We start from the raw sequence: 17585 nt of genomic DNA on the forward strand, positions 1-17585 counted from the left end.
ATCTCAATACCAAAGATTTCGCCAAAAGAATTTAGTTTATTACAATTACTTTTATTGGAAGGCTCATGAAATTTTCATGAGTCTTTTTTTATTATTATTTCTCCGAAAAAATAGAAATATTTGATGAATACCGAAGAGGAATAGTGGTCATGAAGAAAAATTTATACTATATTCGATAAAAAATAATAAATGAAAAAGTTTTATTCTGTTGTTTTTCTGTTGATTACCATGGCTGTATTCGGACAGATCAATTATACAATTTCTCCTGATCCGTTCAACGAAACAGATGCGATCACGCTTACTGTTCCCGGGGATCAGATTGATGAGTCTGCGTGGGGCGTTTCCAACAATGCCATTTATATCTGGACCTGGTCGTTTGATACCAATTATCAGAACAGTCAGGATTGCCCTACCAATGGTAGCTGGAATAATTCCAATGATCTGAATAAACTGAATTATAATGCCACAACAGACAGCTATTCAATAACATTTACCCCAGCTTCATTTTTCGGAAGAACAGGAATCGGAAGATTTGGGTTTTTATTAAAGGATAGGACGGGATCGCATCAGACTTCACCAGATATTTTTGTAAACGTAGGTACTTTAAACTTGACGCTTACAAATCCATTAGCGAACAGCCTCACTTCAGTTCCTACGGGAAATTCCATTACTATTACGGCGACGGCAAGTACCAATGTTACATTTCAATTAAAAGCTAACGGAACTGTTGTCAATTCAACAACAACGCCTTCACAATCTTATTCTTACAGTTATACGGTTACTCAGGATGCAAATATGGAACTTGTGGCGACACAGGGAACCAATTCCAAAACGGCAGCATTCATTGTACAGGTTCCGAGAAATGTTGTTTCCCAGGCAATACCCAACTGGATCAGACAGGGAATCAATTATCATCCGACAGATCCAACCAAGGTGGGATTGGCTTTATATGCTCCGGGGAAAAATTTTGTACACGTCATAGGAAGCTTCAATAACTGGACGGTGAATGATACCTATTTAATGAAAAAAGACACCACAAATCCCGATCTGTACTGGATTGAACTCAATGGAATCACTCCTCAGCAGCTTTATACCTTCCAATACAGAACAAACGATTTGAGAAAAGTAGCAGATCCTTATTCTCCACAAATTCTTTCCTCTTATGATGATCCGTGGATTTCCGCTTCTACCTATCCAAACTTACCAGCATTTCCTGCCGGGCAGGGTTTTGAAGTGTCAACATTTAAAACAGGCCAGACCGCTTATAATTGGCAGGTTACCAATTTTCAAAGACCTGCGAAACAGGATCTTATAGTGTATGAATTATTATTGAGAGATTTCACACAGGAAAAGAACTGGCAGTCACTGATCAATAAAATTTCCTATTTAAAGAATTTGAAAATCAATGCTATAGAACTGCTTCCCATCATGGAATTTGACGGAAATCTTTCCTGGGGATATAATACTTCTTTTCATTATGCATTGGACAAAGCCTACGGTACTCCCGAAAAATTCAAAGAATTTGTAGATGTATGCCACCAGAACGGAATTGCAGTCATTCTGGATGTCGCATTTAATCACGCAACAGGACGTTCACCTCTGGTAAGACTCTGGAATATTGATCCGGATGGTGATGGCTATGGAAATGTTGCAGCCAACAACCCTTACTTTAATCAGGTTCCGAAACATTCATACAATGTATTTAACGATTTTAACCATACCAGCCTTTCAACGCAATATTATGTTGAAAGATGTCTTGAGCAATGGCTGACTGAATATCACATAGACGGATTCCGTTGGGATTTAACCAAAGGATTTACGCAAAGCTGTTCTGAAAATGATGAGGCCTGTACCAATGCCTACCAGCAGGACAGAGTGGATATCATGAAAAATTATGCTGATAAACAATGGGCCATTGATCCCAATTCTTATATGATCTTCGAACACCTTGGAACTGATGCAGAAGAACAGCAATGGGCGAATTACAGAATAGCAGAAGGAAAAGGCGTTATGCTTTGGAATAAACAGACAGATCCTTACAATCAGAATACGATGGGATATAAGGAAAACAGCAATTACGACCGAATGAACCACAGTCTTCACGGATTTACCAATATGAGTGCCGTAGGCTATGGAGAAAGCCACGATGAAGAAAGACTGATGTTTAAAAACCTTGCATACGGTGCAGCGAACGGAAGCTATGATGTAAAAAACCTGAATACCGCTCTTGAAAGAATGAAAACATTCGGGGCCACGTTCTTTACTATCCCTGGTCCGAAAATGATCTGGCAGTTTGGAGAATTAGGATATGAATTCAGCATCAACAGATGTGCAAACGGTACGATAGACAGCGGATGCAGAACCGATGAGAAACCTGTTGCATTTACGCTCGGATATGATACTGATCTGAATAGAAAGGCGGTCTACGATACATGGGCTAAAATCATCAACATCAGAAACAGTCATCAGGTCTTTAAATCGAAAACCTATAGTATAGAATCCAACAATCTTACGAACGACCCCAATGGTCTGATCACAAGAATTTATGTATATGATGCCTCTATTACAACAGGAATAAAGAATGTTGTCGTATTGGCCAATTACACGACTTCCGCACAGAATGTAGTGCCTTATTTCCCTTACACAGGTCAATGGCAGAATCTGATGGACAACAGTATTTCAAATGTAGCTTCCACAACAGCTCCAATCACTTTACAACCGGGAGAATTTAGAATCTTTGGTAATTACGCGGGTGCTTTGTCAACAGCAGATGTCAATGCCGCCAACAAATTATCTCTTCAGATTGCAGATAATCCTGTCCGAAATGGAATCGCTAAACTGGTTTTCAATAAAGCAAAAAATGGGGAAATTTCAATTTTTGATATGACCGGTAAAAAACTGGATACTTTCAAACTCGATAAAGAGAGCGGAACTTATAATTTGAAGGTTGATTATCCGGCAGGCACGTATCTTGTGCAGTTGAAATCAGATACAGGAATAGCCATTCAAAAGATGATTATTAAATAAAACAAAAGATTTAGTTGTCTAGACTTATAAAAAATATTTAATATCTTAAAAACCATTAAGAAGGTTTAAGAAATAAAGTATAGTTAAGGTTAATCATTCTGATTTTTAAGTTTCTCTTAATCCTCTTAAACTCTTATTAAATCTTAATGGTTCAAAAATAAAAAGTTTAAACAGGTTCCATACAAAATAAAAGGCAAATTTGCAGATCAGCAGATTTGCTTTTTTTGTAAGTTCAGAAAAATAGTCTACTTTTGCCGTAGATTTATCAAGAAAGGTGGAGGGATTTGGCCCGGTGAAACCTTAGCAACCTGCACAATTCCAGCGTGTAAAGGTGCTAATTCCAACCCTTTGGGAGAGATAATTGAAGTCAATACTCTATATGAATTCCATTTCTTGAAGTCTTGTGTATCTGCGGAAAGATCCGTCAGATTGGTAGTATTAATTGGCAAGAACAAAAATGAAAAAATTAAGCACAGCTGTACTATTGCTTGGGGCAATTCTGGTAGCTGCTCAGGAAAGTGAGGAAAAAGGAAAACAGATCGAAGATATCATCATCGTCGGAAACCGTAATGTTAAAAGAACAAAACTGGAGACGCCGGTTCCTGTAGATGTTATCAATATCGATAAAATCCAGAGAAGCACTCCGCAAATGACCGCTCAGGATCTCCTGAATTATGTGATTCCGTCGTTTAATGCAGTGAGGCAGTCTGCTTCTGATGGCACAGAGCATATTGATCCGGTAACATTAAGAGGAATGGGCCCCGATCAGGTTCTCGTATTGCTTAACGGAAAAAGAAGACATACTACTTCATTGGTCAATTATCAGAATACCGTAGGAAATGGTTCTGTAGGAACAGATTTGAGTACCATTCCCGTAATTGCTATTGATAGAATAGAAGTGTTAAGAGACGGAGCTGCTGCACAATATGGATCTGATGCTATTGCCGGAGTGATCAACATTATTCTTAAGAAAAATGCCGGAGCTTCAGCAAGCCTTACTTACGGATTAAGCGGAAGAAATGATGGAGATACTTACCAGGCAGGAGTCAACTATGGTACCTCATTAGGAAAAAAAGATGGTTATATCAATCTATCCCTGCAATTAAGCCACAGAGGAAAAACAACAAGAACTCAAAATCACGATCTGGATATTTTCGGAGATAATTTTGCGTATGAATTTGCAGGTGACGCTGAAGCGGTAAAAGCAGCCAGAGCTGCGGATGATGCCGAAATTGAAAAAAGAGGGTTGACCCGTGATGATTTCAATTTTCAGATCGGAGATGCCCAGATCAGACAGGGACAGTTGTTTTTCAATTCAGAATACCCTTTTAATGATCATTTTAAACTCTATTCTTTCGGAGGTTTCAGTATTAAAGAAGGAGAAGGGTTTGGTTTCAGAAGACTGCCAAGCGAAAAGTCTAATGTGGTTTCATCCATTTATCCGAATGGTTTTCAGGCGGTTCTTGGGTCTCAGGTATATGATGTTTCCTATGCTGTAGGTGCAAAATATAATGTTAACAACTGGCTATTTGACCTAAGTAATACGTTCGGGAGCAATACCTTCAATTATAAGGTAAGCAATACCAATAATGCTTCTCTGGGTGCAAAATCACCCACAAGTTTTTATGCAGGCGCCCATAGTTTTCTGCAGAATACCATGAATCTTGATGTTTCCAAAAATATAAACCGTTTCAATATTGCTTTCGGTGGTGAGTTCAGGTTTGAACAATACCAGATTAAAGCTGGTGATGAAGCTTCTTATACCCAATATGATATCAATGGAAATGTGGCCACTGAAGGATCTACAGTACTTGGAGCAGGCGGATCTCAATCCTTTATCGGATTTTCTCCTAACAATGCCTTGAAGAAAGGCAGACATTCCACCGCAGTATATGCAGATGTTTCCTATGATTTGGATAAAAAACTGAATATTGATGCTGCTGCCAGGTTTGAAAATTATTCAGATTTCGGAAATACCTTGAATGGAAAACTCGCTGTACGATATGAGTTTGTAAAAAACTATGCGGTAAGAGCCGCTGTTGGGACAGGATTCAGAGCACCATCATTGCAACAGCAATATTTTAATAATTCCTATGCGGATATTTCTACTTCCGGTTCAAAGATTGTTACCAAAGGAATATTCAGCAACGATAGCGAAGCCGCTAAAATTCTTGGGTTTGATAAACTCAAGCAGGAAACTTCTGTCAATGCAAGTGCCGGATTTACCCTGAAGCCATTTAATAAGTTGACTATTTCCATAGATGGATACTGGATCAAAGTAAAGGACAGAATTGTGATCACCAGCAATATTACAGACCCAAGATTAGATCAGTTTAAGGTAGAAAGCGGAAGATTCTTCGCCAATGCTATTGATACAGAAACGAAAGGTGTGGATGTAGTGGTTTCCTATGACTGGATTCTTGGGAACGGAAAATTAAATATGAATCTTGCCGGAAACTATACGGAAACAAAAATCACAGATTTTCATTTTCCTGAAAACTTAGGAACGCCTCAGGATCAGTTTTTTGGTCCCGATCAGATCAATATCATTGAAACACTGTCTCCAAAAACAAAAGCTTCATTAGGATTAAATTATGGAATAGGAAAATTCAGTTTTCTCGTAAGAAATACCTATTTTGGTAAGGTAATAAGAGATGGTTATCCGTTTGGAGACGTGCAGGAATTCTCACCAAAAGTAGTGACAGACATCAGCGTTGGGTATGATATCACCAAAAGTATCAATTTTACAGTAGGAGCCAACAATATATTTGATGTCTTTCCGGACCGCCAGATTTATAAAAATTCATATTATGGAGTATTCAAATATGCGCCTGTACAGATGGGAACGCTGGGGAATTATTTCTTCGGAAGGCTTAATTTTAATTTTTAATCATTAAATGAGTACTGCCTCACATCAGATTGGCTGGAAAACAGCCGCAGCCATTGTCGTTTCCAATATGATCGGAACAGGGATTTTTACCACCCTGGGATTTCAGCTTTCCGATATTACCAACACCTACAGTATTTTCCTGCTATGGAGCATCGGAGGGGTTCTCGCTTTGTTCGGGGCATTTTGCTACGCAGAATTGGGCTCCCATTTTAAAGGAAACGGAGGCGATTTTATTTATCTTAAAGAAACCTATCATCCGATTTTCGGATATCTCATAAGCTGGATTTCGCTCATCATAGGATTTTCCTCTCCCGTAGCGCTGGCAGCATTGGCTATGTCAAAATACCTTTCTGTATTTGATTATAGCTTTGGAAACGGATTTGCCATAGCCGCGATATTCCTGGTGGCAATTGCATTATCATTCAGCCTGAAAACATCCAGCAGGTTTCACAACTTTTTTACCTTCATTAAGATCGCTTTTATTATTGTACTGGTTATTCTTGGAGTAAGAATTTCAAATTCACCCCAGATCGGCAACAGCCTTAATTTCAGTGACAGCTGGCAGAATGAGATCATGCTTCCTGCCTTTGCAACCTCTCTGGTATTTGTGACCTATTCATACACAGGCTGGAATTCAGCTTCCTATATTGCGGGAGAAATAAAGGATGTGCAGAAAAACCTTCCTAAATCATTGATTATAGGAACTGTTTTTGTGACGGTGAGCTATATTCTGGTGAATTATATTATGCTGAAACATGCTCCTGTAAATCAGCTGGCAGGAAAAGAAGATGTGATGGGCGAAGCAGCAGTCAATATGTTGGGTCCGGCTTTTGGAAAAATTGTTAATATTTTTATAGCTCTGCAGCTGATTGCAACCATAAGTGGATACTTGTGGGTTGGCTCAAGACTGACACAGGCTTTTGCAAAACATACCCACATCTGGAAACCTTTATCATCTGGAAATACAAAAGGAATTCCGGTAAGAGCTATTTTTGCCCATGCTGTGATTGCTGCTATTATTATTTTAACGGGAAGCTTTAAAGAAATTTTTGTTTATACAGCTTTTATACTACAGCTTTTTGCCAGTCTTGCGATTTCGACGGTTTTCTTTCTGAAGAAAAAAGACAGAAAGATTTTTAAGTCGAATGCTTTCCATATTTTTCCGGCTGTTTTTCTGCTGTTCAGTATCTATATTCTCTATTTTACATTCATTCATAACCCTAAGGAAAGCTTGGTAGGATTGGGAATTATCGCTGTAGGAATTATTTTATATCTGATAGACAGAAGACTTTCTAAAGGATCTTAGAGCCTGATTTCAATATCATAAACATTTTTACAATTCAGCTTTTTTACCTTTTTGACTCTTTATCCCTAATGCTCAAAAATTTATGATGATTTGGAATTTTAATTTTGAATTAATAATCCTTATCTTTGCACCCACAAAATTTCTACAATGTCTAAATCATTAATTCCAAAATTAGAAGCTATAAAACAAAGATATAATGAGGTTGCAGACCTTATTATACAGCCTGATGTCATTTCAGACCAAAAAAGATATTCTTCTTTGAACAAAGAATATAGTGATTTGGGAAAAATTGTAAGAGTTTATGATCAGTACAAAGGCGCTTTGGACAGTATCGCAGAATCTGAAGAAATTATCGCAGATGGTTCAGACAGAGATCTGGTAGATCTGGCTAAAGAAGAAAAACTGGAAGCTCAGGCTAAACTTCCGGGATTGGAAGAAGAGCTGAAAGTATTGCTGATTCCTAAAGATCCTGCAGATGATAAAAACGTTATCGTGGAACTACGTGCCGGAACCGGAGGTGATGAAGCCGCTATTTTTGTGGAAGATATCTACAGAATGTATACCATGTATTTCAAAACAAAAGGATGGAGACATGAAGTGACAGATTCTAATGAAGCAGCGAAAGGATACAAGGAATTGATCATGAAGGTGGAAGGAGAAGGTGTTTACGGAATCATGAAGTTTGAATCCGGAGTTCACCGTGTACAGCGTGTACCTGAGACAGAATCTCAGGGAAGAGTACACACTTCTGCCATTACAGTGGCAGTTCTTCCGGAAGCTGAAGAAGTAGATTTTGAACTGAATCCTGCAGATATTGAAATGCAGACTTCCCGTTCAGGTGGTGCCGGAGGTCAGAACGTAAACAAGGTTGAAACGAAAGTTCAGCTTACCCACAAGCCTTCAGGACTTGTTGTGGTTTGTCAGCAGGCTCGTTCTCAGCTTGCTAACCGTGAGCTGGCGATGGAAATGCTGAGAACAAAACTATACGATATCGAATTACAGAAAGTACAGGGAGATATCGCTGCACAACGTAAATCCATGGTTTCTACCGGTGACCGTTCTGCAAAAATTAAAACGTACAATTATCCACAGGGTAGAGTTACAGATCACAGAATCAACAAGTCTATGTACAATCTTGATGCTTACATGAATGGCGATATTTCTGAAATGATTGATGCCGTAATCATGGCAGAAAATGCAGAAAAGATGAAAGGGGAAGAAGAAAATTACTAAAAAATCGAAATAATTAAAATACAGCCTCTGATTTTTCAGAGGCTTTTTTACATACTAAATACAATTTAAACTATGAAAAATTACAAAATTATTTTCCTGCTATTGCTTTCCGTGATGGGACAACAGCTGATGGCTCAGACAGAAGTGAAGAAACCCAAAGAAGCCTTTGAACTCTTTTTCGGAACTTTTGTGAATAATGATGAAACTGCTTTGAACAAACTTAACGATTATCTAAGACCTACTGTAGAAGGCCAGAATGCGTATCAGGTAGATTTTAAGGAAACTTCAAAAGAAATGATAAATGGCAGCGTTGAGAATTTTCTGGCTGCTTTCCCTAAAGCCACGGCTGCAGCATGCAAAAAAGAGGCGGAAGAGTATTTTATTGCGATGTTTGGGAATTTTAAAACAGGAAAACTGACTGTTAAAAATGTAAAAGTGGTACCGAATGAATATGTTAAGGACGAAAAAATTGCAGAAATAAGTTATTCCGTAAGCTTTCTGGTTCCCTCGAAATTAACTTCCGGACCAAAAGGCGATCTGAGTAAAATAAAAGCAGAAGAACTGAAAAAATATCTGGTTCAGGCAGCGCAGGATTTCAAAAATGCTGATAAAATGGTAACAGCTGATCAGAGTTTTAATCTTTACGAAATGAAAGTAGGAGACAAAATATATTACTGGAACGGAAGCCCGGATGAGATTGTTTCCAACCTTACCGATTTTTATTTTGAAAGCTTCGGAGCCAATGAATAACCGATTATAAAGTATAGAAAGTCCCAATACAACGGGGCTTTTTTTATTTCACATACTTTACGTATTTTTGAGACAAACCGATCAGTATGAATTTTAAGCCTATATTGTTAACAGCTGGAGTATTATTTTCAGCATCTTTTTATTCTCAGAAAATGAATTACCCTAAAGCGTTAAAAGGAAACCAGACAGATACCTATTTTGGAACTGCCGTTTCTGATCCCTTCAGAGATCTGGAAAATGATTCTGAACCTACAAAAAAATGGGTGGATGAAGAAGTTGCTTACAGCCAGAATTACCTTTCTAAGATTCCGTTCAGGGATAAAATTAAAAATCAGTTGAAGGAAATCTGGAACTATGAAAAAATTTCTGCACCTTTCAAAGAAGGAGATTATACCTATTATTATAAAAATGACGGTCTGCAGGCTCAGTCTGTTTTGTATAGAACAAACAACAAGACCAATGCTACAGAAGTCTTTTTAGATCCTAATAAATTTTCAGAAAAGGGAACAACTTCTCTTTCCAACCTGTCGTTCAATAAAAAAGGTAACCTTGCTGCCTACTCTATTTCTGAAGGAGGAAGCGATTGGAACAAGATCATCATCATTGATGCAGTAACCAAAAAACAAATTGATGAAACTTTACTGGATGTAAAATTCAGTGGAATTTCATGGCAGGGAGACGAAGGCTTCTATTATTCAAGCTACGACAAACCGAAAGAAGGAACAGTTCTTTCAGGGATGACTGATAAACATAAAGTATACTTTCACAAGCTGGGAACAAAGCAGTCTGAAGATAAACTGATTTTCGGAGGAGAGAAAACGCCAAGAAGATATTTAAGTGCAGGAGTTTCTGAAGACCAGAGATATCTTATCATTTCTGCAGCTAATGCTACAAATGGTAATGAATTGTACATAAAAGACCTTCAAAAAGGCGGAGATTTTGTGCAGATTATGAACGGATTTGATATCAATGCCAGCATTGTAGACACACAGGGTGATGATCTTTTCATTTTCACAGATAAAGATGCACCGAATATGCGTCTTGTAAAAACAACCATCAGTAACCCGGCTCCGGCAACATGGAAAGATGTCATTCCACAAACAGAAAATGTTTTGGGAATTTCTTCAGGTGGTGGATATTTCTTCGCAACCTATATGATTGATGCTATTGATCAGGTAAAACAGTTTGATAAAACCGGAAAACTGATCAGAGAAATTGCACTTCCCGGCAAAGGAAATATCTCAGGGTTCGGAGGAAAAGAAAAAGAGAAAGATGTTTACTTCTCTTTCAGCAATTATATTACACCGGGAACTACTTATAAATTCAATGTAGACTCAGGAAAATCTGAAATCTATCAAAAACCTAAAGTGAAGTTTAATCCGGATGACTATGTTTCAGAACAGGTATTCTATACTTCAAAAGACGGTACAAAAGTACCTATGATGATCAATTACAAGAAAGGAACTAAACTTAACGGTAAAAACCCTACTATTCTGTATTCTTACGGAGGTTTCAACATCAGCCTGCAGCCATCATTCTCTGTAGTTAATGCCATCTGGATGGAGAATGGCGGTATTTACGCTGTTCCAAATATCCGTGGAGGAGGTGAGTACGGTAAAAAGTGGCACGATGCCGGGACTAAACAGCAGAAGAAAAATGTTTTTGAAGACTTTATCGCTGCCGGAGAATATCTTCAAAGTAAAGGGTATACTTCAAAAGAATACATGGCGCTGTCAGGAAGATCAAACGGAGGATTACTGGTAGGAGCGACAATGACAATGAGACCTGATCTTGCCCGAGTAGCCTTCCCCGGAGTTGGAGTTCTGGATATGCTGAGGTATAATAAATTTACAGCCGGAGCAGGATGGTCTTATGATTACGGTACTGCAGAAGACAGTAAAGAAATGTTTGAATACCTTAAATCTTATTCTCCGGTACACAATGTAAAAGCAGGAACTTGTTATCCTTCCACAATGATTATCACCAGTGATCACGATGACAGGGTTGTTCCGGCACACTCTTTCAAATTTGGTGCAGAGCTTCAGGAAAAACAGGCATGTAAAAAACCTATTCTCTTAAGAATTGAAAAGAATGCAGGACACGGCGCCGGAAGATCTACAGATCAGGTGATCAGTGAAAATGCAGATCTTATATCATTTGCATTGTTTGAGATGGGAATAAAGAAATAATTTTAAAAAAGTAAAATATTTAAACAAACGGTCGATTTTATTTAAAATTGACTGTTTTTTTTATGTTGTTATGTTTATAATTCTTATTTTTAAGGCGGATATTTAAAGTTTATTAATTCTAAACTAATTAGGTAATTATGAAAAAAAGAATTTTACTGGTTTGTGCATTGACTGCTGGGCTATCCAGCCTTAATGCGCAGAGGTGGGAACCTGCCTCACAAAGAACATCAGAGATCAGAAAAGAAGTCGAAGTTCAGTATGCTTACAGATTTGATTTACAGTCTCTTAGAAATATTCTAAAAGACGCTGTAGAAACAGGGAAAGGAGCTCAGGCTGTGATCGTATCTCTGCCTACAGCAGAAGGAAAAATTGAAAAATTTGCTGTTTATAGTGATCCTGTGATGGAAAAATCCATGGCAGACAGATATCAGCTGGGATCTTATGTAGGAGTAGGGGTTGATGATCCTGGCAAATATGTAAGATTCAGTACTGCACCTACCGAAATGCAGTCGATGATTATCAAAGACGGGAAATTTCAGTTTATAGAGCCTATTACTGCTGATAAGCAGGTGTATGGTGTTTTCTATAAAACAAAAAGAACAGAGGCAGATCATGGTTTTGAATGTACTACCGAAGAGAAAAATTTCAAAGATATTAAATCATTAGAAGCCTTCGGAAAAAAAAATCTTTCTAATGTAGGAATTACAAGCAGACCGGCAAGTACGAAATTCAGAACTTACAGATTGGCTCTATCTACTACAGGAGAATATACAAAGAAATTTGATCCGACTGGAGGAGTAACGAATACCGTTACTCAGATGAATGCTACTATAACCCGTGTAAATGGCGTTTTTCAAAAAGATTTTGCAATTAAACTGATTATTCAGGATCTTCCTAACATTATATATACAGACCCTGCAACAGACCCTTATACTGGAAACTTAAACTTACAGCTTCAGCAAACCTTAACAGCTCAAGTAGGGAATGCGAATTATGATATGGGGCATGTATTCAATGCTGCCGGTGGTAACGGAAATGCCGGATCTATCGGATCTACATGTGTAGATCCTGCTACAGCTACTTCATTAGCAAAAGGATCTGCGTTTACACAGAATACCAATCCAACAGGAGATCTTTTTGATATTGATTATGTTGCGCATGAAATGGGACACCAGCTTGGAGGAAACCATACCTTTTCACATGCTACGGAAGGCTCTGGTGTAAATGTTGAGCCGGGTGGAGGAACAACAATTATGGGATATGCCGGAATTACTCAGGACAATGTACAGGCTAATTCGGATGCTTATTTCCATTATTCTTCAATTAATCAGATTCTAAATAGCTTAGACGCCAAGACTACTTGTGGAACATCTGAAAATATTACAAATAATACAGCACCTACTATTGCAGCCCTTACAGCATACACTATTCCAAAGGGTACTCCTTATTACCTGGATGCATCTGCTACCGATGCTGAAGGTGATGCAATAAAATATACCTGGGAGCAATATGACAGTGTCAATAATCTTGCTTCTATTTCCGGAGACAGTGGTTGGGGATACAATGCACAAGGCTCGATTGCAAGATCTTTCTTCGGAACAGCAAGCGGAAGAAGATATTTCCCGAGTTTACCACTTGTAATGGCTGGAAAACTTACTAATAAAGCTACCTGGGAAACAGTTTCCTACATACCGAGAATACTTCACTATGCGGTAACTGCTAGAGATGAAAATGCTTTGAGACCAATGCTTGTATCTTCAGAAACAACCCTTACTGTAGGAAATGACGGACCATTTAAATTTAATGGAATTACTTCTTCGACAACCCTATACAATAATGCATCAAATACAATTACCTGGGATGTTGCCAATACCAATGCCGCACCATATAATGCAAGTAATGTAAAGATTGAGTATACTACAGACCTTGTTAATGGATCTGCATGGACAGAATTAGTGGCTTCCACTCCAAATACAGGAACCTATACAGTACAGATGCCTGCAAATCTGACAGGAGCAATCAAATTAAAAATTTCAGCTATAGGAAACGTATTCTATGCAGTATCTCCACAAGTAACTGTAGGCACAGCCCCTACATCTACTACAGCAGCTCCTACAGGAGTATCTGCTTTAGCATCTGAAATCTTAAAAACTACAGCAAGATTGTCTTGGAATAACGTGCCTGGAGCTACTTATTCTATTAACTATAGAAAAGTAGGAGAAACAAACTGGCAGAATACAACAAGCTCTGTAAACTCTGTTTTATTAAGTAGTTTAGAGGATGAAACTAATTATGAAGCTCAGGTTGCGGCTGTTGTGAATAGTGTTCCGGGAACATTCTCAGCAAACTATGCATTTAAAACAAAAGGTTTAACTACAGGAGCAGATTATTGTCTGATGAGTACAGGGGGAAATAACCTGAATGCCCCATATTATAGCGGTCTTATTCAGCTTAACCTATCTAATCTTGCCTATTTCTCAGGTAATTTAGCCACTGCAGCAAAAACTTATCTTGATTTCAGTGATGATCCAACGAAAATAATTAATTTAACAAAAGGAACCCAGTATACAGCTTCATTTAGAAATTTAGGGCATGATTTGGGTACATACAGTGACTTCCTTGAAATCTGGATCGATTATAATAGAAATGGAATTTTTGAATCTACAGAAAAAGTAGGATCTCATTCAGCTGTCCCTGTATACAATGCAGCAAACCAGCTTAGCTTCCATGATGGAACAATTACATTTACTGTACCCGCAACTGCATATGCAGGCGATAAATCATTGAGAATGAGAGTTGCAAGTACATTCTTTAATGCAGCCACAGGACCATGTGGTGTTTCATCAGTTCCGGTACAGGGAGGAGGAGTTATTTCTACTGGAGGCTTCAGAGACTTTACTGTAAAAATTGCAGAAACCCTTGCTGTAAATGAAACAAAAGATGTAAAATCAACTGAGATTTCAATCTATCCGAACCCTGCAGATACTTTCGTAGAAGTGAAAAATCTGAAAGGAAAAGCAGATTATAAAATCTATACTGCTGACGGAAGATTAGCTCAGGAAGGTCAGATTGACGGACAAAGAATTAATGTTGCTTCATTAATCAAAGGGATGTATGTGATCACGATAAAAGATGACAAAAATACTTACAATACGAAGCTTATCAAAAAATAAGCACACTATTTATAAATAAGAATGGCCGGACAAATGTCTGGCCTTTTTCTTTTGCTAAAATCAAGAAAAACAGAATGTTAACAGAAGTTTCATGTTTCGTTCAAAAAAATTAACTTTACGGGGACAAAAATAATTGGAATGCGAAAGACAATTTCTGTGAAAAACCCGGATTTTAGTGTATCACCTCAGGAAAGAGAGATTTACAATTTTGAAAAAGACGGCCTTGAACTCAAATCATCCTATGAAAAAAAAGATGTAAAAGATGAATCATTAACGCAGACTTCACCAGGAATTGCTCCCTATCTGAGAGGGCCGTATTCCACCATGTATGTTCAGAAGCCATGGACGATTCGCCAGTATGCCGGGTTTTCCACAGCTGAAGAATCCAATGCTTTTTACAGAAGAAACCTTGCAGCCGGTCAGAAAGGGCTTTCCGTAGCATTTGACCTGGCCACACACAGGGGATATGATTCTGATCATTCAAGGGTGGTGGGAGACGTAGGAAAAGCAGGTGTTGCCATCGACTCTGTGGAAGATATGAAGATTCTTTTCAATGAGATTCCACTGGATCAGATTTCAGTATCCATGACCATGAACGGAGCGGTACTTCCAATTTTGTCTTTCTACATTGTAGCGGCAGAGGAACAGGGAGTAAAACAGGAACTGCTTTCAGGAACCATTCAGAATGATATTTTGAAAGAATTCATGGTGAGAAATACGTACATCTATCCGCCGGCACCTTCTATGAAGATCATCGCAGATATTTTTGAATATACCTCGCAAAACATTCCGAAATTCAACTCAATTTCCATCTCCGGATACCATATGCAGGAAGCTGGTGCTACACCCGTACTTGAAATGGCGTACACACTGGCAGACGGTCTTGAATACGTAAGAACAGGAATCAAAGCAGGAATGAATGTAGACGATTTTGCCCCAAGATTATCTTTCTTCTGGGCAATCGGAATGAATCATTTCATGGAAATTGCTAAAATGCGTGCCGCAAGGTATATCTGGGCAACCCTCTTAAAACAGTTTAATCCTCAGAACCCGAAATCTCTGGCATTAAGAACCCACTCTCAGACTTCCGGCTGGTCTCTGACAGAGCAGGAACCGTTTAATAATATTACAAGAACAGCTATCGAAGCGTTGTCTTCTGCTTTAGGAGGAACACAGTCCCTTCACACCAATGCACTGGATGAAGCCATTGCACTTCCCACCGACTATTCAGCAAAAATTGCAAGAAATACACAGATCATTCTTCAGCAGGAAAGTGGAATATGTGATGTGGTAGATCCGATGGGAGGTAGTAACCTGGTGGAAAGCCTTACTCAGCAGATGATTGAAGAAGCGATGAGGTACATTGATGAGGTAGAACAGGAAGGAGGAATGACCAAAGCTATTGAAGCCGGAATTCCAAAAATGAGAATTGAAGAAGCTGCTGCTAAAAAACAGGCTAAGATTGATAGCGGAGAAGAATTCATTATCGGAGTGAATTCATTCAAATCCTCATTGAAACAGGAGCAGATAGAAATCTTAGATATTGATAATACAGAAGTTCGCAGAAAGCAGATCGAAAGACTGAATACCATCAAAGCAGAACGAAATACAGAAGCAGTGGAACAAATCCTTAATGACATCCGTGAAAGCGCAAAAACAGGAAAAGGAAACCTTCTGGCATTATGTATTGAAGCCGCAAGAAGAAGAGTTACCCTTGGCGAAATGAGTGATGCCATGGAAGAATCTTTCGGAAGATATAAAGCAAATATTAAAACAATCTCTGGTGTATACGCAATGAATGCCGGTAAAAATGAATACTTTGAAAAAGCCCTTACCCTGACTCAGAAATTTGAAGAAGAAGAAGGACGACGTCCAAGACTAATGGTAGCCAAAATGGGACAGGATGGCCACGACAGAGGTGCAAAAGTAGTGGCAACCGCATTTGCCGATATGGGATTTGATGTGGATGTGGCTCCCTTATTCCAGACCCCGGAAGAAGTTGCTAAACAGGCTGTGGAGAATGATATTCACATTTTAGGAGTTTCCTCATTGGCAGCAGGACACAAAACACTGGTTCCGCAGGTGGTGGAAGAGTTATCCAAGCTGGGAGCAGATGATATTACCATCGTTGTAGGTGGAGTAATTCCACAACAGGATTATGAATTCTTGTATGCCAACGGTGCCGATTTTATTTTCGGGCCCGGAACCAACCTGCCGAAATGTGCCGTAGAAATTCTGGAAAAATTCCTAAATTAATTATTTGTAGAGAATAACTTGCATGGCTTTTGTATAGTTTAATGAAAAAATTTCATTATGGCTTATACAGTAGTTTCAGTATTTCCGGTGACTGTAGATACAGAGGGAATTAAAAAAGGATTAAAAGAAAAAGGCTTTGACGAAGCAAACATCATTATTTCAAAGTCCAGAGTAGAAAGTGGTATGTCTGTTGATCAGTATCAGGAAGATAAACAGACACAGGATTTTTTTGACTATGTTTTTGCTCACGATGCAGAAATGTTGGACGCTTACCGTAAACACAGTGTAGGCAGAAGCAATGTTATTGTTTATACCGATAATCTTGAACAGGCAAAAGCAGCCAAAGAAGTATTAAATGAATATGGAGCTCTTGAAGTCTACCGAAAACCTTCAGAAAAAAGAGACAGCATTCCGGAGGGTATGACTGAGGATGAATATAATGGTATCATTGCCAAAGCAAGACATAATCTTTACTTTCTCGGATCAGAAAGAGTCTATCATTCCAATCAGGTGAAAGGAATGGATGACGAAATGGATAGTCTGGGTTCAAAAGATTAATTTCACAATAAATAAAAGACTGGTTAAAGAAATAACCAGTCTTTTTATTAAAAAATATTTTGATTCTCAGAAAAATGTCTATATTTGCACCTGAAAATCAAGTTTAACCAATAAAAAACGACGAAGCAATGTTCAGAACTAAACAGAATTCTACAGTTGGATTGCCACTTATGGTGGTAAGGCTTCGCGGTTTGGTACATTCT

Annotated in this window: 9 protein-coding genes and 1 riboswitch; all 9 genes read left to right on the top strand. The window is 38.4% G+C overall.

The window, feature by feature from the left end; translation table 11 throughout:
* Nucleotides 1–189 precede the first annotated feature (189 nt).
* The 9 genes from AB1278_RS02095 to AB1278_RS02135 all read left to right on the top strand — a co-directional run bounded on the left by AB1278_RS02095 (nt 190) and on the right by AB1278_RS02135 (nt 17382).
* Entirely contained in the window at nt 190–3027 is a 2838-nt protein-coding gene (locus tag AB1278_RS02095) for an alpha-amylase family glycosyl hydrolase (protein ID WP_429812102.1), read from the top strand.
* 259 nt (nt 3028–3286) lie between these two features.
* Nucleotides 3287–3391, top strand: a riboswitch (SAM riboswitch).
* Between the two features lie 93 nt (nt 3392–3484).
* Nucleotides 3485–5917, top strand: a complete 2433-nt coding sequence (locus AB1278_RS02100) for a TonB-dependent receptor plug domain-containing protein (RefSeq protein WP_429812105.1) — start codon at nt 3485–3487, stop codon at nt 5915–5917.
* Nucleotides 5918–5924: 7 nt separating this feature from the next.
* The gene (locus AB1278_RS02105; RefSeq protein ID WP_429812108.1) at nt 5925–7223 is read left to right on the top strand and encodes an APC family permease; all 1299 of its coding nucleotides are present in this window, start codon (nt 5925–5927) and stop codon (nt 7221–7223) included.
* A gap of 147 nt (nt 7224–7370) precedes the next feature.
* Nucleotides 7371–8456, top strand: coding sequence for a peptide chain release factor 1 (prfA, locus tag AB1278_RS02110; RefSeq protein WP_062676053.1), 1086 nt, complete (start codon nt 7371–7373; stop codon nt 8454–8456).
* A 72-nt stretch (nt 8457–8528) separates the two neighbouring features.
* On the top strand, nt 8529–9206 hold the full coding sequence (locus tag AB1278_RS02115; protein ID WP_429812112.1) for a hypothetical protein: 678 nt from the start codon (nt 8529–8531) through the stop codon (nt 9204–9206).
* Nucleotides 9207–9292: 86 nt separating this feature from the next.
* Complete coding sequence (locus tag AB1278_RS02120; RefSeq protein ID WP_429812115.1) at nt 9293–11395, top strand: prolyl oligopeptidase family serine peptidase; 2103 nt, start codon at nt 9293–9295, stop codon at nt 11393–11395.
* A 137-nt stretch (nt 11396–11532) separates the two neighbouring features.
* Nucleotides 11533–14568, top strand: coding sequence for a reprolysin-like metallopeptidase (locus AB1278_RS02125; RefSeq protein ID WP_429812118.1), 3036 nt, complete (start codon nt 11533–11535; stop codon nt 14566–14568).
* 138 nt (nt 14569–14706) lie between these two features.
* Nucleotides 14707–16824 (top strand): methylmalonyl-CoA mutase, encoded by a 2118-nt coding sequence (gene scpA / locus AB1278_RS02130; RefSeq protein ID WP_202840055.1) that lies wholly within the window; start codon nt 14707–14709, stop codon nt 16822–16824.
* Nucleotides 16825–16881: 57 nt separating this feature from the next.
* Nucleotides 16882–17382: a hypothetical protein gene (locus AB1278_RS02135; protein WP_395971950.1), complete on the top strand. Its 501-nt coding sequence runs from the start codon at nt 16882–16884 to the stop codon at nt 17380–17382.
* The last annotated feature ends 203 nt before the right edge of the window (nt 17383–17585 follow it).

Origin of the sequence: Chryseobacterium sp. NRRL B-14798 (assembly GCF_050470705.1) — a bacterium.
GTDB lineage: Bacteria > Bacteroidota > Bacteroidia > Flavobacteriales > Weeksellaceae > Chryseobacterium > Chryseobacterium cupriresistens.

Excerpts from the sequence above, each read along its gene's own strand:
- AB1278_RS02135 (WP_395971950.1), top strand. The coding sequence starts at position 16,882 with ATGGCTTATACAGTAGTTTCAGTATTTCCGGTGACTGTAGATACAGAG.
- AB1278_RS02105 (WP_429812108.1), top strand. The coding sequence starts at position 5,925 with ATGAGTACTGCCTCACATCAGATTGGCTGGAAAACAGCCGCAGCCATT.
- AB1278_RS02095 (WP_429812102.1), top strand. The coding sequence starts at position 190 with ATGAAAAAGTTTTATTCTGTTGTTTTTCTGTTGATTACCATGGCTGTA.
- AB1278_RS02100 (WP_429812105.1), top strand. The coding sequence starts at position 3,485 with ATGAAAAAATTAAGCACAGCTGTACTATTGCTTGGGGCAATTCTGGTA.
- scpA (WP_202840055.1), top strand. The coding sequence starts at position 14,707 with ATGCGAAAGACAATTTCTGTGAAAAACCCGGATTTTAGTGTATCACCT.
- prfA (WP_062676053.1), top strand. The coding sequence starts at position 7,371 with ATGTCTAAATCATTAATTCCAAAATTAGAAGCTATAAAACAAAGATAT.
- AB1278_RS02115 (WP_429812112.1), top strand. The coding sequence starts at position 8,529 with ATGAAAAATTACAAAATTATTTTCCTGCTATTGCTTTCCGTGATGGGA.
- AB1278_RS02120 (WP_429812115.1), top strand. The coding sequence starts at position 9,293 with ATGAATTTTAAGCCTATATTGTTAACAGCTGGAGTATTATTTTCAGCA.
- AB1278_RS02125 (WP_429812118.1), top strand. The coding sequence starts at position 11,533 with ATGAAAAAAAGAATTTTACTGGTTTGTGCATTGACTGCTGGGCTATCC.